The organism is Carnobacterium maltaromaticum DSM 20342 (genome assembly GCF_000744945.1).
Lineage (GTDB): Bacteria > Bacillota > Bacilli > Lactobacillales > Carnobacteriaceae > Carnobacterium > Carnobacterium maltaromaticum.
The window spans coordinates 1846986-1864941 of sequence record NZ_JQMX01000001.1 but is presented as its reverse complement, the minus strand read 5'-3'; the positions used below and the strand labels follow the sequence as shown (position 1 = coordinate 1864941).

Here is a 17956-nt window from a genome sequence, read left to right as displayed (position 1 = left end):
CTATATCTATTTCGTATAGTTTAACAATTATATGGATATTTTTCATCTATAACAGCTCGTGGTATGCTTTAATTAGTCTTATAAATACGGAGGTGCTTCAGATGAAAAAAAATTATGTTCTATTTTTTAGTTTAATCGGAATTGTCTTAATCAGTATTGGTATTTTTAGTGTCACTTTATTGAAAGATTCTTCAACAAGATCTAAAGATCAGTCAACTTCAGAAAAACAGCCAACTAGTCAAGCTAGTGATTCCAAGCAAATTGAATCAAGCCAAGAACTAGAATCAAAGGAGAAAGAAGTCATGAAAATAGATAATCCTCAATTGAATCAAGAGTTAATCACAGCAACCGCTAATCAGAATCTATCAGAGATAAAACGATTATTAACAGTTGGCGCAAATGTTGATGCTATGGACGAAAAACAACAAACTGGTTTACTAGTCGCTACACATAAAAATAATTTAGAGATGGCTGAAATTTTTTTGCTAAATGGTGCGAATGTCAACCAACAAGATGCCATTCAGGATAGTCCTTTTTTATATGCTGGGGCAGAAGGCAGAACGGAGATTTTACAAATGATGTTAGCTTACAATCCAGATACCACATTAACAAATCGTTTTGGTGGAACGGCTTTAATTCCTGCAGCAGAAAAAGGACATTTAGATAATGTGCGCTTATTATTAGAACAAACAGATATTGATGTAAATCATGTAAATCAGCCAGGTTGGACAGCCTTGTTAGAAGCAATCGTATTAACGAATGGTGATACGACTCAACAACAGATTGTTCAAGTCTTGTTAGAACATGGTGCTGACCCAAACTTAGCTGATGCTAATGGAATCAGACCATTAAGGCACGCCAATCAAATGGGATATGGTAAAATAGCCGAAGAATTACGTAATGCTGGTGCATATGAGTAGAGAGGAGCAAGTTGGTATGACTAGAAAGAAATGGTTACAAAATGTTCGAGTAGAAACAGGATATGAGTACGAAGGAGAAACTATTGTAGGAACAAAAACAGAGTTAGTTGATTTATTGATCCAAGAAGGTTTGATTAAGCAAATTTTACCGAGTAATTCAGTTATAAGGGAAGATGCTGAGTATTATGACGCTAAAGGCTTATTGGCATTACCTGGCTTTATTGAAAAGCACAGTCATTTGGATAAATCACGTTTAGGAACGAATTGGCAAGCAGTCACTAAAGTTCCTTCCATTATTCAACGCTTTGAATCGGAAATGGTAGAGCTTGAGAAGTTACCTTTGTCCGTTTCTCAACGAGCAGAAGTTCTGTTAAACCGTTATTTAACCAATGGCATTACAAAAATAAGAAGCCATGTAGACGTACATCCAACAGCGGGATTACATTATTTTTCAAGTGTTAAAGAAGTAGTAGACAATTATCAAGAAAAGCTTTCTTCTGAAATTGTAGCTTTTCCACAGCATGGATTGTTACGAAGTAATAGTATCGAACTAATGCAAGAAGCACTTACAAAGGGAGCGACAATTGTTGGAGGTGTGGATCCAACAGCAGTTGATGGCGATATGAAAAAGTCTTTAGAGGCAACTTTTTCTTTAGCTAATCAAAATGAGGCTGGAATTGATATCCATTTGCATGAACGCGGAGAAATGGGTTTGAAAACGGTTGAGTATTTTTTGAGTTTGGTTGAAAATCATAAGTTTCAGGGAAAAGTTGCTATCAGTCATGCTTTTGCTTTAGGTGATGTTAGTGGCAGTCAAAAAGCAGAACTGTTTCAGCGCTTGGCAGAAAATCAAGTTGAAATCATGACTAGCGTTCCAATTACTGGTGTGATACCACCAGTGATGGATTTAAAAGCAGCGGGTGTAAAAGTATCCGTTGGTTGCGACAATATATTTGATAATTGGTCTCCCTATGGAAATGGAGATATTTTAGAGCGAGTTGGACGTTTAGGTGAAGTTTTTGGTCAAGTTACAGAGCAAGAACTTAGTCAAACGCTGGGATTTATTACAGATGGCGTTACCCCTCTTAATCCAAATGGGAAACAAGTCTGGCCTGTAGTAGGTGACAAGGCTGATTTTGTTTTTGTAGAAGCTAGTTGTTCTGCAGAAGCCGTGGCCCGGAACAGTAAAAAAGTCATAGTTATGCATCAAGGGGAACAAACACATGGTTCTTTTTAACGAGTACATGTTATTAAATATTGCGCTCTTTTTATAGATATGCTAAAGTTTAACTTATCGAGTAAGCAATACAGCATAGCAATTAAATGGAGGTATAAATGGCCTATTGGAGAGCGTTAAGTCTAAAAAATAAGTGTTTGTTTGTAGGTAGTCCGGTGTTTTTAATTAGTGTCTGGTATTTACTGTTCAATCAAGCAAAAATTGTGACCGATATTATTACAGCACCTTTTAATTTATCATGGGTTAACCTCTTTAAATTCTTTTTGAATGAGCAGTGGTTAGATGTATTAATCAAGAATTTTAAAACGATTTTGATTAACTTAAGCATCGTAATTAGCGCTCAATTGTTATTCTTTAGTATTGGAATTGTTCTTATTTTAGTCCTACAGTGGAAAAGCTCTAAAGCTACAAAGTGGTACTTTGGTAACAAGTTGATTTTTGTTGGGTATCTTTTCATGCTAGTTAGTACGATTTCTTTAGCAGGAATACTAGGAAATGTTTCTTATCAGCTAGTGGATACGATTAATAGTTCTTTGCAAAAATTAAGTGTGGCAGAATTAACGAAGCTATCAGATGAAGTGACAGGAGTAGTTAGTCAATTTACATGGTCATTAGACAGTATCATTAGTGATGCGACAACTTTAATGAACACAGTAAAGCACATTATTGCTACAACGAAAGAAATAGCCAATATTCCAGACTTAATTACAGTTTGGTTTGATAATCTAACGATTTATCGTAACTATTTACGGGGATTTGTTGGTGCAAGTACCGTTGTGATTATTAGTGGACATCTAGTTGAGCTGTATAGAATTTTTGAATTAAACAAGCATTTAATCAGAAAAAATAAAAAAGTTTCAGTAGATGAACGAATTATTACGCTCTTAGAACAACAACAAAAGTTGTTAGAAAAGCTAAGTGAAAAAGAAGAAAGCTAGTTAAATGTTGCTGTAGTCAAGAAACTTTATCTTGAGTACAGCTTTTTTCAATAGAATGAGCTAAATTTTTAACTAGAAAATCTGTAGGAATCTCTAAAATAAGGATATAATCTAGCATTTAGCATAGGAACATGGTAGAATAAAAATGAAAAAGGAACCATGCGTTAACATGATTCCTTTTAGGTAGATCGTTCAAAAGACGATGACAACTGTTGTTCGTTAAAAAAAATAACTACTTAAACCGGTCAAAGTTTAGGAGTAGTTATTTTTTGTTTTTATGATCATAAATTTTTAAAGCCAGAGTTGTGAACGTAAGTGCGAACATCAACGCTTCAAAAACTGACACGTTTAATCCTTTCTAGGAGCAAACACTAAAAACATAGGCATCGCCCCCTTTTTACAACGAGCTAGCCACCATCCATTTAACTTTCTACAAGATAATTATAGCATGTTGCAGAAAAAGGAACTGTTCTTTAATAGAAGAATTAAGTTCCTTATTTGAAAAATAAATCTAATGTTTTAGATATTTTAGTCTAATGCATCAAAAGCATCGTTTAAAATTTGCTTCAAGGTCGAAGCGGAATGAATCATTTTGTCCATTTCTGCATCTGTCAAAGGAATTTCAATTACATGTTGAATACCTTGGCGATTAATCACCGCAGGAGCTCCAATAAAGATATCCTCTTGACCATATTCACCATCTAAATAAACAGATAAAGGTAAAATAGAACTCTCATCATTTAAAATCGCCTTGGTAATACGAGCTAAAGCCACAGCAATTCCATAGAAAGTCGCGCCTTTCTTCTCGATGATTTCATAAGCGGCATCTCTCACTTTGAAAAAGACTTTAACTAAAGCTTCTTCGTCAACTTCTGGATTGTCTTTCACCCACTCATAAATTTGAAGACCGCCAATATTGGCGTGTGACCAAACAGGAAATTCTGTGTCGCCGTGTTCTCCTAAAATATAACCATGAACATTTCGGGCATCAACATGAACTAGGTCAGCAATAGCTTGACGGAAGCGAGCGCTATCTAATGAAGTTCCACTACCGATTACACGACTTTTAGGTAAACCAGAAAATTTCCAAGTAGCGTAAGTTAGGATATCAACGGGATTACTTGCTACCAATAAAATACCGTCAAAGCCACTAGCCATAATATCAGCAATAATTGCTTTGAAAATCTTAAGATTCTTATTGACTAGGTCTAAACGTGTTTCTCCAGGTTTTTGAGCTGCTCCAGCAGTTATCACGATCAAATCAGCATCGTGGCAATCTTGATAGGTTGCACTGTATATTTTTTTAGGAGAAGTAAAAGCTAGCGCATGAGATAAATCAATCGCGTCTCCTTCTGTTTTATCTTTATCAATATCAATGATGCCAATTTCTTGCGCAATATTTTGAGTCACTAGTGCAAAAGCATAGCTAGAACCAACCGCTCCATCACCAACAACAATGACTTTTTGATGATCTTTAATTTCAGTTTGTTTCATAAATAGTTCCCCCTTAACTTATTTTCATAGGACAAGAACAGTATATCATGTTTATTTCAGAATGTTGGGTAAAAAGTCTCATTATTCAATGTAGTTTTTCAAGGCAGTAAAATTTACGAAGAAAAAAATGCATATCCTCCTTATCAGATCTAAAATATGGTATACTAATAAAATATGACTATCTGTACATCCGTAAAATAAATGCGCTATTGCAGACCTACACAATAAAAAAAGTAAAGAAACCAGAAATAAGCAGACTATCTGTTGATTTTTGGGTTTTTAGGCATTGTAAAAATAACAATCGTAAAATAAGGAGCTAGAAAATGAAGATAATCGTCGGTTTAGGGAATCCCGGTGCAAAATATACCGCAACAAAACATAATATTGGCTTTATCACTATGGATGAAATGGCTTTCCAACATAAGTTGCAGTTTAACAAAAGTAAGTTTGATGCAGTTTATGCAGAAGCTTTTATTGGAACTGAGAAAGTGCTATTAGTCAAACCACAGACCTTTATGAATGATTCAGGACAAGCAGTTAGACCATTAATGGATTATTATGATTTAGGTATTGAAGATTTAGTTGTGGTGTATGACGATTTAGATTTACCAGTTGGGAAAATTAGATTACGCCAAAAAGGTAGTGCAGGTGGGCATAATGGGATTAAAAGTTTAATCCAACATCTAGGTACTTCCGACTTTAATCGAATCAGAATAGGCATTGACAGACCTTTCCCAGGTCAGACAGTTATTAACCATGTGTTAGGTGCGTTTCCAAAAGAGCATCATGAAGACATACTTTTTGCGGTTAAAGATGCTGCCGAGGCTTTAAATTACTGGATTGAAGGCCACACATTTTTAGAAACAATGAATCAGTTTAACCGTAAAAGCTAAATAAATTAAGAATCAAAAAATATAAAAGAGGCACAGAGTAATCTGCGCTTCTTTTACCATTCAAATAAAAAAGTACTTAAAAAACAAACATGCTCGTTGAGGCGCTTAACTCTGGCAGAAAAATAGGGAAATACACCCAAAGTATCTTTTAACTTTGAGGGGATTTCATCTTTTTTCTGAAGAGTTGTCCGAAAAGAACGATTAAATTGAATTAAGGAGTAAAAACATGGTAGATATCAAACAGTTATTAGCAGATACATCTGACATAGAAAATTTATTAGAATCTCTTGAAGAGAATCAAACACAATTAGTTACAGGTTTATCAGGTTCTGCACGAACATTAGTCATCAGTACGATTTTAGAAAAAAAGAAGAAACCAATCATTTTAGTTGCGCATAATTTATTTCATGCTAGTCAATTAATTGAGGATTTTTCTGGTTTTGTTCCTGAGGATCAGTTGCATTTGTTTCCTGTTGATGAAATGATTCAGGCAGAAATGTCTATTTCTTCACCTGAATACCGAGCAGAGCGAGTAGCTGCGTTGGATTTTTTACTAAGTGGTAAAAAAGGTATTGTGATTATTCCTCTCTCCGGTGTTCGTAAACTAATTACACCAAAAGAAGTTTGGAAAAAAGCACGCTTTAAAATTACCAAAGGTGGCGAACTTGATCCAACTAATTTAGCTCAAGATTTAGTTGATATGGGATATACAAGAGAACACCTGGTTGGAAAACCAGGTGAATTTAGTATGCGTGGTGGGATAGTTGATATTTATCCATTAACGGAAGAATACCCTATTCGTGTTGAACTATTTGATACTGAAGTGGATTCTCTACGTTATTTTGAAGCAGATACACAGCGTTCGATAGCTTCTATTGATAAGATTACGATACTTCCGGCAACGGATACGATTTATACATCAAGCATGTTAAAAGCTGGTGCGCAAGATTTTAGTGAAGCTGTGGAAAGAAATAGCGATTTGATTCTTGATGCGGCTACAAAAGGCCTATTTATAAAAAATCTGACCCCTATTATTGATGCTTTTGATAAAGGTGAACCAATGGATAGTTTAGCTCTGTATACAGATTTTATTTATCCACAACATACGAGTGTCTTAGATTACATGCATAAAAATAGCTTATTAATTATGGATGAATATCCACGGATTATGGAAACGGAGCGCCGTTTAATTGAAGAAGAAGCAGAGTGGATTACGAGTAAGCTGGAAGAACGTAAAATTCTACAGCACCAAACATTTGCTAACGATTTGAGAGGCGTGCTTAAAGATGTTCAACAAGGAACACTTTATTTTTCTTTATTCCAAAAAGGGATGGGAAATATTCGTTTTAAACAAATTCATGCGTTTCAGTACCGTAATATGCAGCAATTTTTTGGACAAATGCCCTTATTGAAAACGGAAATGGATCGTTGGGTGAAACAGAAAAATACTGTATTAGTGATTGTATCTGATGAAGATCGAGCGAAAAAAGTCAATCAAACCTTTAAAGACTTTGAAATCCAAAGTAAAATTGTAAAACCTAAGAAAATCGAAACAGGAAAAGTTCAAATCATGATGGGAGCAATTCATAATGGATTTGAGCTTCCAAAAGAAAAAATTGTTATCATTAATGAACGCGAAATGTTCAATAAAGTCACAAAAAAAGTAGCTAGGCGTCAAACTTTATCCAATGCAGAACGTTTAAAAAGTTACACAGAGTTAAACCCAGGTGATTTTGTCGTGCATGTAAATCACGGAATCGGAAAATACACTGGAATGGAAACTTTAGAAATAGGTGGAGTCCATCAAGATTACATGTCCGTTCTCTATAAGGACGATGCAAAACTATTTATTCCTGTGACACAAATCAATTTACTCCAAAAATATGTATCGTCAGATGCCAAAACACCAAAAATAAATAAATTAGGCGGAACAGAGTGGGCTAAAACTAAGAAAAAAGTAGCGGCTAAAATTGAAGATATTGCCGATGATTTAATTGAGCTTTATGCAGCTCGTGAAGCAGAAGTTGGCTTTGCATTTTCACCAGATAGCCCTTACCAACAAGAGTTTGAGAATGCCTTTCCTTATACTGAAACAGATGATCAATTGCGTAGTACTGCTGAAATTAAACATGATATGGAAAGTAAAAAACCTATGGATCGTTTATTGGTTGGAGATGTTGGATACGGGAAAACAGAAGTAGCGATGCGTGCTATTTTCAAGGCAGTTCAAGATGGAAAGCAAGCTGCTTTCTTAGTACCGACAACAATATTAGCCCAACAGCATTACGAAAGTTTAGTGCAGCGTTTCGAAGATTTTCCAGTTGAAATCGGTTTGTTAAGTCGTTTTAGAACAAAAAAACAACAAAATGAAACAATGGACGGATTAAAAAAAGGGTTAGTTGACGTTGTGATTGGAACGCACCGAATTTTATCTAAAGACATTGAGTTTTTAGATTTAGGCTTACTGATTGTTGATGAAGAGCAACGATTTGGTGTGAAGCATAAAGAAAAACTAAAACAATTAAAAGCTCAAGTAGATGTGTTAACATTGACTGCTACTCCGATTCCAAGAACCTTGCATATGTCTATGTTAGGTGTTCGTGACTTATCGGTTATTGAAACACCACCAGCAAATCGTTATCCAGTTCAAACCTATGTTATGGAGCAAAATCCCGGCGCAATTCGAGAAGCAATTGAACGAGAATTAACCCGTGGCGGACAAGTTTTTTATTTATATAACCGTGTTGAAACAATCGGTAAAAAAGTAGAAGAGCTGCAAATGCTTGTACCAGATGCTAAAATAGCTTATGCACATGGCCAAATGACCGAAGCGCAATTAGAAAGCATCTTATATCAATTTGTGGAAGGTGAGTATGATGTTCTGGTGACAACAACCATTATTGAAACTGGGGTAGATATTCCTAATGTAAATACTTTATTTGTTGAAAATGCCGATCATATGGGTTTATCACAATTGTATCAATTGCGAGGACGGGTTGGACGAAGCAACCGCGTAGCTTATGCTTACTTTATGTATCAGCCAGACAAAGTATTGACTGAGGTCAGTGAAAAGAGATTACAAGCAATTAAAGATTTCACTGAATTGGGTTCTGGTTTTAAAATAGCGATGCGAGATCTATCCATTCGTGGTGCAGGTAATTTATTAGGAGCCCAACAACATGGCTTTATTGATTCAGTCGGATTTGATTTATACTCTGAAATGTTAAGTGAGGCAGTCGTACGCAAACGTGGACTTGAGAAGAAAGACGAGAAAACAGTTGTTGAAATCGATTTAGGAATCAATGCTTATTTACCAAGCACCTATATAGAAGATGAACGTCAAAAAATTGAAATTTATAAACGCATTCGTGAGTTAACGGATCGTGATGAGTACACTACTTTACAAGATGACTTAATTGACCGTTTTGGTGTATTCCCAGATGAAGTTGCAGATTTACTAGCCATTGGTGCAATCAAAATGGAAAGCGAGCGGGCTTTATTTGAAACGATTCGTCGTGTAGATGACTGTGTGCATTTAACCTTATCTACATCTGGAACAGCAAGTTTGCCAGCGGAAGAAATTATGAAAGCACTAGGAGATATTCCGTTGCAAGCAACGATGTCTGTGAAAAAAGAAAAATTAGTTGTGACAATGCATCTTAAAGATATCAATGCAAGTTTTGAGTGGTTAGGTTATATAGAGAAATTTGTAGCTAATATAGCTAAATACCGTTCTAAATTGGTCGCAGGCCAACTGTAAGCTACACGAGTCAAAAAGAGCCAAAACAAGTGTAGTTCGACAGAATCTGGAGGTGAATCATGGGAAATAAACAAATGAAGCAAATGATGAAAGGGGCAGTTGTTCTATCTGTTGCCTCTTTGATTGCCAAAGTTCTCAGTGCTGTTTACCGGGTTCCATTCCAAAATATGGTTGGAAATACTGGATTTTATGTTTATCAGCAAGTGTACCCTATTTATGGAATTGGAATGACCTTTGCCTTGTCTGGTTTTCCAATTTTTCTATCTAAATTAATAGCCGAAACAAAACACAATGGAGAACGAAAAATTATTCTCAAACGTGCGTCGCTAATCCTAACTCTTTTCGCCATTGTATTATTTTTGGGAATCTATACCTTTTCAGATGTGATTGCCAATGGTATGGGAGACAGCCAGTTAGCCCCGATTGTTAAAGCCGTATCATGGATGTTTCTCCTTATGCCGGGATTAGTAGTCTGGCGTGGTTATTTTCAAGGAACTGAAAATATGATTCCCACAGCTATTTCACAAGTAGTGGAACAAATTGTTCGGGTTGCGGTTATCCTTATTGCAGCAGCTTTATTTTTAAAATCAGATTGGTCTGAGTATCGTATGGGGACCTATGCCATGAGTAGCGCTTGGATTGCCGGAATTGCAGCCCTATTTGTGATGATGTATTACTACTATTTAAAAGGCGGGAATCAAGCGTTGAAAGAAGTTCCTTCTTTGAATTATGGAGAGGTCACTAATGCGCCTAGCTACTCTAAGTTGTTTCTTCGTTTTCTAACCGAAGGCTCGGCTATTTGTATTTTAAGTGCCTTACTTATTTTGTTACAATTAATTGACTCCTTTACCTTATTTAATGGGCTAATGGATTCAGGTGTACTTGCAGATGAAGCAAAAAATTTAAAGGGAATTTATGATCGTGGTCAACCATTAGTTCAGCTAGGAATGGTTGTTGGGACAGGGTTTGCGTCAAGCCTAATCCCAATGTTAACCAAACATTTTGTGCACCGCCAAGAAGGTGAGTTTTATCGGACTGCGGTTTCCTTATTGCGTATTACAACAGCATTTGCAATGGTAGCTACAGCTGGAATGCTAACACTTATGCCTTTTATCAATGATTTACTCTTTGGTGATCGAGATGGGAATGCTGTGTTAAGCGTCTATATTTTAGCAATTATTGTTGCTTCCTTAATTGGTGCATATAACACAATCTTGCAAAGCCGTAATCAACATCGAATGGCTATGCTAGCTTTAGTTTTTGGACTTCTTTTAAAATGGGGCTTTAATCAATTCCTAATTGGACCTTTTGGAACTATGGGTGCAAGTATTGCTACAGTCTTTAGTTTAGGTGGAATTTTATTGGTACTTTGGCTCGCTATGCCAACCCGTTTAAAAGGAAGTTTGCTAAAAGGTAGCTTTCTATTAAAATTAGTTATTTGTTGTTGGATTATGACATTTGTCATTACAATAGTCTTCTTATTTTTAGGCCAATGGGCATTTATTGCGACCAGATCAGGTTCCTTAGTAGCAATTATCATTGGTATAAGTATTGGTGTTCCACTGTTTGTGTGGTTGATTTTTAAATTCAAGTTATTTACTATAAGAGAATGGCTTTATATGCCTTTCGGAAAAAGAATAGTACGAATTAGGAATAGAAAGTAGGAAATTCAAATGGGAAAAATTTTAGTTGTCGGTTTAGGACCAGGAGATTTAGCACAGTTGCCATTTGGTGTATATCAACTCCTTAAAAAAGGGTTGCCTATTTATTTAAGAACGAAATTGCATCCTGTTGTAGAAAATTTAAAATCAGAAGGGTTAATGTTTGAAGATTTTGATGAAGTCTATGAAGCGAATGAACAATTTGAAACGGTTTATGAAAAAATTGTCGGTGATTTATTAAAAGAAGCTACGATAAGTAAAGAAGACATTATTTATGCTGTGCCTGGTCACCCGATGGTTGCTGAAAAATCTGTTCAGCTCTTGTTAGAAAACACAGCTGGAATTGTCGTTGAAATTAAGGGCGGACAAAGCTTTTTAGACGATTTTTTTACTGCTGTAAAAGTTGATCCCGTGGAAGGATTTCAATTGTTAGATGGTCTAGATTTAGATCAAAATGCTGTTCAAATGGGACAACATGTCATTGTAATGCAGATTTTTAATGAATATATTGCAAGCGATGTGAAATTAACACTTCAAGAAATCTACCCAGATGATCATCAAGTTGCGCTAGTTCATAGTGCCGGTAGTGAGGCTGAGCAAATTGACTGGTTGCCTTTATATGAAATGGACCGTATGGAAGGGGTTCATAATTTGACCTCGCTTTATGTGCCGCCACTGGCTTTGGACGATCGGGCAAAGTCTTTTCAAACAGTGCAAACTTATATGGATGAGATTGGTGGAGAGAATGGGGATATTTGGTTGTTAGAGCAAACCCATGAAACGTTGATTCCTTATTTAAAAGAAGAAACAGCTGAGTTGATTTCAGCTATTGAAAATGAAGATATTGACAATATAATTGAAGAATTAGGCGATGTTCTGATGCAAGTTATGTATCAAACGAATTATGGTGAGCGAACAGGCTACTTTAATTTAGAAGATGTTCTTGAAACTCTAAATCATAAATTACGTCGCCGCCATCCGCATGTTTTCGATGGAGTTAAAGTAGAAACAGTAGAAGAATTAGATGCCTTATGGCAAAAAATAAAAGCAGAAGAAAAGAGGAATTTAACATGAGACTAGATAAATTTTTGAAAGTATCTCGAATTATTAAACGTCGAACAATTGCTAAAGAAGTTGCAGATAAAGGCCGAATTGAAGTGAATGGAATCACAGCTAAGTCTTCAACAGATGTAAAAATAGGCGATGAATTATCAATTGCTTTTGGAAACAAGACATTGGTTGTTAAGATTGATCGGATTATTGAAACAACTAAAAAAGATGAAGCTGCTCATATGTATACCATCATTAGCGAAACATATAAAAATGATCCTGAAATGAAAGCATAAAAAAGTACACTATGGAAATTAAAGTTAGGTCTAACCGACCTAGCTTTAATTTTTTTTAAAATTCACGAGAATAACCGGAAATAGCCGTTTTTGACTACTATAAATATTGGACAAATAAAGCGGAATCTTGTATTATAAAGATGCTGAATAAAAAAATTTTAGATAACAAATTACTTTTCAGATAAAATTAAAAATAGTAAGAATTATGAGGCTATTTAGCCAGTTCTGATGATTCAGGCCTACCCGTCTCAACAAACTTTTTAGATAGGAGTGATTGAATGAATAAGAAGCGTGGAGCAATGAATGTCACGAGTTTAGGAAATGAGTATACTCAAGAGAAAAACTTACAGTCACATCGGGAAAAAAAGCATAAACGTCAAACACGTCGTCGCTTATTTGCAATTCTGTTCGTAGGACTCCTAATAATTGGTGGACTGGGATTTAAAATAATGGCAAATCAACAAGCGCTTGCTAAAATGAAATCTGAAGAAGTTCAAGTGGCGAAAGAATTAAAGAAAGCCAATCTTGATCAACGCTTGTTAAATAATCAAATTAAACAATTAAAAGACGATAGCTATATTGAAAAATTAGCTCGAGCTAAGTATGATTTATCTAAAGATAATGAAATTATATTTAATTTATCTGGTGAAGCAACAACGAAATCATTAGAAGAGTCGAAGAAAAAAATTGATGCAGATAAAAAAGCCGAAACACAAGAATCAGGTAAAGAAAATGAAGCTCCAGAGCCAAATAGTTGATTTATCTGACAAGGGAAAGTGCTTAAATAAAAATTATTTGCAAAATTAGTTGAATTTAGACAAATAGTCGTTTTAAGTCTCAGCACAACATGCTATAATAGGCATACAAGTTTTAAGGAGGAACATATTTTTTATGTCAATTGAAGTAGGAAGTAAAATTTCAGGTAAAGTATCAGGTATTACAAATTTTGGTGCGTTTATTGATTTAGGTGAAGGAAAAACAGGATTGGTTCACATTAGTGAAGTATCCGATACCTTCATTAAAGACATTAAAGATGTTTTAAAAGTTGGCGATGAAGTTTTAGTTAAGGTAATGTCAATTGGAGATGATGGAAAGATTGGTCTTTCAATTCGTCGTGCAGTCGATAAACCAGCTTCAGAAACAACACCTCGCCGTGAAAGTACTGGCGGATATCAAGGACGTCGTGAAGGCGGAAGTGGTGGCGGACGCGATAGCAATCGTAGTGGTGGTTACCAAAATCAAAGAAATACACGTAATACTCGTAATGAACCACCTAAAAAAGAGGATTTTGATTCATTAATGAGCTCGTTTATAAAAGATAGTGATGACCGTTTAACTTCATTAAAACGTAATACTGAAGGAAAACGTGGTGGACGCGGCGGACGCCGTAGCTAAAATCAGATGATAAGGATAAGGAAACTTATCCTTTTTTATTGTTTATGGAATTGAAGTTTGATAGCAGGAGGTGATGACAAGTGAGTGTAAAACAAACCTTTCTAAAGGCTTGTCAAAAGGATTGCTATTGGTCGCCTGAATCACGAATTTTATTAGCTGTCTCAGGTGGAGTTGACTCAATGGTTCTATTAGATTTAGTCAGTCATTTACCACCTTCAATTAAACCATGGTTTGCTGTTGTTCATTTCAACCATCAATTACGAGAAGTTTCTGATATAGAAGAACAATTTTTACAGAGCTATTGTCTTGAACGGGAGATTCCTTTCTATAGTAAACGGTGGGAATCAGTAGATCTTCCTCAAAATGGGGTGGAAGCTGCGGCTCGGTCAGCGCGATATACCTATTTTCAATTAATAATGGAACAAGTTGGAGCGACTCACATAGTCACTGCTCACCATGGTGATGATCAAGTTGAAACGATTTTAATGCGTTTAGTTCGAGGGAGTCATTTAATTGGTATTAGTGGCATTAAAACCAAGCGTCCTTTTGCAAAAGGCATATTGGTTCGACCTTTGTTAAGTTCAACTAAAAAGGAGCTCGTAAGTTATAGCCAGCAGTATGCTGTTCCTTATTACGAAGATGAAAGTAACCAGAATTTAATGTATACACGTAATCGTTATCGAAACGAAATTGTCCCTTTATTAAGAAAGGAAAATACGAATCTTGTTGAACATTTCATGGATTTTTCAGATGACCTAAGCGATATAATAAGTTTAGTTCAACCCTTGATTAATGAAGTTTTTAAGCAAGTGGTAAAAATTAGAAGTCCAGAATACTATGAAGTTGATTTTCCCGAATTAATTACGCATCCTAAAGAAATGCAGCGACAAGTTGTTAGCCAGTTGCTAAGTCAGCTAGCAGACCAGAATCCATTTGAGTATAAAAGAGAGCATATCAATCAAATTGTCGATTTGGCCAATGATTCTAAATCAAATAGTTATTTAACTTTACCAGAAGGATTTATCTGTAGAAAAGGTTATCAGCTCATTGTTATTAGTAAAGAATTAAATGAGCCGAAAAAAGCTATAGATTTCACAGTCATTCTAGAAATGAATCAATGGCAAAATTTACCAAATGGTGATCGAATAGGTTTATTCAACTCTCATATGCTAGAAGATTCTGTGCCCGGTTTGAAAATTTATCTAGACTGTCACTCAGTTCAACTACCATTGACTGTTCGTCACAGGCAAGATGGTGATCGAATGAGTATAAAAGGACTGAATGGCGGTACGAAAAAAATTAAAGATATTTTAATTGATCAAAAAATTCCAATAGAAGAGCGTAATAGCGCCTATTTGGTGACAGATTTGACAAAAAAAATTATTTGGCTTGTAAAATATAAGGAATCTCAATTGTCTATTGGGAAAGAAACTGATAAAATACAATACATACTCGTTTATCAAAATCATGAGTTGTATTGAAAAGGAGAAAATTAGATTATGCAAAATGATATCGAACGCGTTCTGTTTTCAAGAGAAGATTTAGCAGAAAAAACAGTTGAATTAGGAAAAATTTTGACGGAAGAATATGAAGGTAAGAATCCTTTGGTTATTGGTGTTTTAAAAGGTGCAACTTTCTTTATGTCAGATCTTGTCAAAGAAATTGACACATACTTAGAGATGGATTTTATGGATGTTTCTAGCTATGGTAATGAAATGGTTTCCTCTGGTGAAGTGAAAATCATCAAAGATTTAGATACAAACGTTGCTGGACGCGATCTCTTAATCGTGGAAGATATTATTGATAGTGGTCGAACACTAGCTTATTTGGTTGATTTATTCAAATACCGCCAAGCTAAATCAGTGAAAATTGTGACGTTGCTGGATAAACCAGAAGGACGTGCAGTTAAAATGGAAGCTGATTATGTTGGATATTTAGTTCCAAATGAATTTGTAGTAGGCTATGGTTTAGACTATGCAGAAAGATATCGTAATCTACCTTACATCGGCATTTTAAAACCTGAAATTTATCAAGAGAAATAAATGGTCAATGATGGTCAAATGTGTTATGATTATTGGGAATTAAAAATAATTTAAAGTAACGAGACAAAAAAATACCTTACAATGAGATCACTCATTAGTAGAAGGAGGGCGAATATGAAGAAGAACGGACTCTTTAAAAACGGCATCTTCTATGCAATTGTTTTCTTAGGGATTATTGGGATCGTGTCATGGGCAGGAAATGGCGCGTCAAGCGGACAAAGCAGTGAGATCTCAGCAAGTAAATTCGTAAAACAATTAAAAGAAGATGAAGTTAAAGAATTTAGCATTCAACCAAGTGGTGGGGTATATAAAATCACTGGGGAATATCGTAAAGCACAAAAAGTAGAAGGTAGTACAGGTGGAACAGGATTTAGTTTATTTGGCTCAAATAAAGAGGCAGAATCTAAAAACTTTACAACAGCTGTCTTATCAAATGATTCAACTATCAATCAAATTAATGAAATTGCACAAGAAAATAAAGTGACAATGACTCCTCTTGAGGAAGCAACAATGGGATTCTGGTTAAGTTTATTAATTTCATTTGCTCCAATTCTAATTTTGGTTTTATTATTCTATCTAATGATGGGACAAAGCCAAGGTGGACAAGGTGGCGGCGGACGTGGTGTGATGAACTTTGGTAAATCAAAAGCCAAAGAATCAGACAATAAAGCCAATAAGGTCCGTTTTTCTGATGTAGCCGGTGCTGAAGAAGAAAAACAAGAATTAGTTGAAGTTGTAGAATTCTTAAAAGATCCAAGACGTTTTATCGCTTTAGGTGCTAGAATTCCAGCAGGTGTTCTATTAGAAGGACCTCCTGGTACTGGTAAAACATTATTAGCTAAAGCTGTAGCTGGTGAAGCTGGCGTACCGTTCTATTCTATTTCCGGTTCTGATTTTGTGGAAATGTTTGTCGGTGTTGGTGCAAGCCGTGTACGTGATTTATTTGAAACAGCGAAGAAAAATGCTCCTGCGATTATCTTTATCGATGAAATCGATGCAGTTGGTCGTCAACGTGGTGCTGGAATGGGTGGCGGACACGACGAACGTGAACAAACCTTGAACCAGTTACTTGTTGAAATGGATGGATTTAGTGGAAACGAAGGCGTAATTATTATTGCTGCGACTAACCGTTCTGACGTTTTAGATCCAGCATTACTTCGTCCAGGTCGTTTTGACCGCCAAATCTTAGTTGGTCGTCCAGATGTTAGAGGACGTGAAGCAATTCTTAAAGTTCATGCTAAAAATAAACCATTAGCTGACGATGTTGATTTAAAAGTTGTAGCACAACAAACACCAGGATTTGCTGGTGCTGATTTAGAGAATGTCTTAAACGAAGCAGCTTTAGTTGCTGCTCGTCGAAATAAAAAGAAAATTGATGCATTAGATGTTGATGAAGCGCAAGATCGTGTGATTGCAGGACCTGCTAAGAAAGATCGTGTAATCAGCAAACGTGAACGTGAAATGGTTGCATACCATGAAGCAGGACATACGATTGTTGGAATGGTCTTAAATGATGCACGTGTTGTTCACAAAGTAACGATTGTACCTCGTGGTAAAGCTGGTGGATATGCCATCATGCTTCCTAAAGAAGATCGCTTCTTAATGACAAAAACTGAAATGTTTGAACAAATTGTTGGACTTTTAGGTGGACGTACAGCTGAGGAAATGATTTTTGATGTTCAATCAACAGGAGCAAGTAATGACTTTGAACAAGCGACTGGTTTAGCTCGTAGTATGGTAACTGAATATGGAATGAGCGATGCATTAGGACCTGTTCAATATGAAGGAAATCACCAAGTCTTTGTTGGTCGTGACTACGGTCAAACAAAAGCTTATTCAGAACAAGTTGCTTACGAAATTGATCAAGAAGTTCGCAAGATTTTAACTGATGCACATAAAGAAGCTCGTCGTATCTTAGAAGAGCACAGAGCTGAGCATAAATTAATTGCTGAAAAACTTCTTGAATTAGAAACATTAGATGAGAAGACAATCAAGAGTCTATTTGAAACTGGCGAAATGCCTCGTGGAAAAGAAGCAAAAGAAGAATATCCACGTGAAGATGGCGCAAGTTTTGAAGAAGCTAAAAAAGCCTTAGAAGCTAAAGAAGCGGAAAAAATGAAAGAAGAAAAAGCAGAATTGGAAGCTCGTAAAAAAGCTGAAGAAGAAGCTACCGTTGAAGAGGAAAAAGGCGCTGAAGAAGCAAGTAAAGAAATTAAATTAGAAAAAAAGGAAGAAGATAGCCACGAATAAAAGTGGTTACTGATTCCAAA

At 35.7% G+C, this 17956-nt stretch carries 14 protein-coding genes; 13 read left to right on the top strand and 1 reads right to left on the bottom strand.

Annotated features, from left to right (window positions below):
- The first annotated feature begins 101 nt into the window (after window positions 1-101).
- From BR77_RS08890 to BR77_RS08880, 3 genes are all read left to right on the top strand, one after another.
- Entirely contained in the window at window positions 102-920 is an 819-nt protein-coding gene (locus tag BR77_RS08890; RefSeq protein ID WP_035064632.1) for an ankyrin repeat domain-containing protein, read from the top strand.
- 16 nt (window positions 921-936) lie between these two features.
- On the top strand, window positions 937-2157 hold the full coding sequence (locus BR77_RS08885; RefSeq protein ID WP_015075453.1) for an amidohydrolase: 1221 nt from the start codon (window positions 937-939) through the stop codon (window positions 2155-2157).
- 98 nt (window positions 2158-2255) lie between these two features.
- Window positions 2256-3095 carry a hypothetical protein gene (locus BR77_RS08880; RefSeq protein ID WP_015075454.1) on the top strand — a complete coding sequence of 280 codons (840 nt, stop codon included), beginning with the start codon at window positions 2256-2258 and terminating at the stop codon, window positions 3093-3095.
- A gap of 528 nt (window positions 3096-3623) precedes the next feature.
- Here the strand turns inward: BR77_RS08880 and BR77_RS08875 are convergent.
- Entirely contained in the window at window positions 3624-4589 is a 966-nt protein-coding gene (locus BR77_RS08875; protein WP_015075455.1) for an L-lactate dehydrogenase, read from the bottom strand.
- Between the two features lie 323 nt (window positions 4590-4912).
- Between BR77_RS08875 and pth the strand changes: the two genes are divergently transcribed.
- The 10 genes from pth to ftsH all read left to right on the top strand — a co-directional run bounded on the left by pth (window position 4913) and on the right by ftsH (window position 17936).
- Complete coding sequence (pth, locus tag BR77_RS08870) at window positions 4913-5482, top strand: aminoacyl-tRNA hydrolase (protein ID WP_010054010.1); 570 nt, start codon at window positions 4913-4915, stop codon at window positions 5480-5482.
- 226 nt (window positions 5483-5708) lie between these two features.
- Window positions 5709-9242 carry a transcription-repair coupling factor gene (gene mfd / locus BR77_RS08865; RefSeq protein WP_015075456.1) on the top strand — a complete coding sequence of 1178 codons (3534 nt, stop codon included), beginning with the start codon at window positions 5709-5711 and terminating at the stop codon, window positions 9240-9242.
- A 59-nt stretch (window positions 9243-9301) separates the two neighbouring features.
- On the top strand, window positions 9302-10906 hold the full coding sequence (locus BR77_RS08860; RefSeq protein WP_010054014.1) for a putative polysaccharide biosynthesis protein: 1605 nt from the start codon (window positions 9302-9304) through the stop codon (window positions 10904-10906).
- A 9-nt stretch (window positions 10907-10915) separates the two neighbouring features.
- Complete coding sequence (locus tag BR77_RS08855; RefSeq protein WP_015075457.1) at window positions 10916-11977, top strand: MazG nucleotide pyrophosphohydrolase domain-containing protein; 1062 nt, start codon at window positions 10916-10918, stop codon at window positions 11975-11977.
- Window positions 11974-12249: an RNA-binding S4 domain-containing protein gene (locus BR77_RS08850; protein WP_015075458.1), complete on the top strand. Its 276-nt coding sequence runs from the start codon at window positions 11974-11976 to the stop codon at window positions 12247-12249. The genes BR77_RS08855 and BR77_RS08850 overlap by 4 nt, the downstream gene beginning before the upstream one ends.
- 278 nt (window positions 12250-12527) lie before the next feature.
- On the top strand, window positions 12528-13007 hold the full coding sequence (locus tag BR77_RS08845; protein ID WP_010054017.1) for an FtsB family cell division protein: 480 nt from the start codon (window positions 12528-12530) through the stop codon (window positions 13005-13007).
- Window positions 13008-13140: 133 nt separating this feature from the next.
- A complete protein-coding gene (locus BR77_RS08840; protein ID WP_010054018.1) occupies window positions 13141-13644 on the top strand; it encodes a S1 domain-containing RNA-binding protein in 504 nt (167 codons plus the stop codon).
- 80 nt (window positions 13645-13724) lie between these two features.
- Complete coding sequence (gene tilS / locus BR77_RS08835; RefSeq protein ID WP_015075459.1) at window positions 13725-15125, top strand: tRNA lysidine(34) synthetase TilS; 1401 nt, start codon at window positions 13725-13727, stop codon at window positions 15123-15125.
- A gap of 15 nt (window positions 15126-15140) precedes the next feature.
- Window positions 15141-15686, top strand: a complete 546-nt coding sequence (hpt, locus tag BR77_RS08830; protein WP_029451846.1) for a hypoxanthine phosphoribosyltransferase — start codon at window positions 15141-15143, stop codon at window positions 15684-15686.
- A 114-nt stretch (window positions 15687-15800) separates the two neighbouring features.
- On the top strand, window positions 15801-17936 hold the full coding sequence (ftsH, locus tag BR77_RS08825; protein WP_010054023.1) for an ATP-dependent zinc metalloprotease FtsH: 2136 nt from the start codon (window positions 15801-15803) through the stop codon (window positions 17934-17936).
- Window positions 17937-17956: the final 20 nt, after the last annotated feature.

Excerpts from the sequence above, each read along its gene's own strand:
- BR77_RS08890 (WP_035064632.1), top strand. The coding sequence starts at position 102 with ATGAAAAAAAATTATGTTCTATTTTTTAGTTTAATCGGAATTGTCTTA.
- BR77_RS08885 (WP_015075453.1), top strand. The coding sequence starts at position 937 with ATGACTAGAAAGAAATGGTTACAAAATGTTCGAGTAGAAACAGGATAT.
- BR77_RS08880 (WP_015075454.1), top strand. The coding sequence starts at position 2,256 with ATGGCCTATTGGAGAGCGTTAAGTCTAAAAAATAAGTGTTTGTTTGTA.
- BR77_RS08875 (WP_015075455.1), bottom strand. The coding sequence starts at position 4,589 with ATGAAACAAACTGAAATTAAAGATCATCAAAAAGTCATTGTTGTTGGT.
- pth (WP_010054010.1), top strand. The coding sequence starts at position 4,913 with ATGAAGATAATCGTCGGTTTAGGGAATCCCGGTGCAAAATATACCGCA.
- mfd (WP_015075456.1), top strand. The coding sequence starts at position 5,709 with ATGGTAGATATCAAACAGTTATTAGCAGATACATCTGACATAGAAAAT.
- BR77_RS08860 (WP_010054014.1), top strand. The coding sequence starts at position 9,302 with ATGGGAAATAAACAAATGAAGCAAATGATGAAAGGGGCAGTTGTTCTA.
- BR77_RS08855 (WP_015075457.1), top strand. The coding sequence starts at position 10,916 with ATGGGAAAAATTTTAGTTGTCGGTTTAGGACCAGGAGATTTAGCACAG.
- BR77_RS08850 (WP_015075458.1), top strand. The coding sequence starts at position 11,974 with ATGAGACTAGATAAATTTTTGAAAGTATCTCGAATTATTAAACGTCGA.
- BR77_RS08845 (WP_010054017.1), top strand. The coding sequence starts at position 12,528 with ATGAATAAGAAGCGTGGAGCAATGAATGTCACGAGTTTAGGAAATGAG.
- BR77_RS08840 (WP_010054018.1), top strand. The coding sequence starts at position 13,141 with ATGTCAATTGAAGTAGGAAGTAAAATTTCAGGTAAAGTATCAGGTATT.
- ftsH (WP_010054023.1), top strand. The coding sequence starts at position 15,801 with ATGAAGAAGAACGGACTCTTTAAAAACGGCATCTTCTATGCAATTGTT.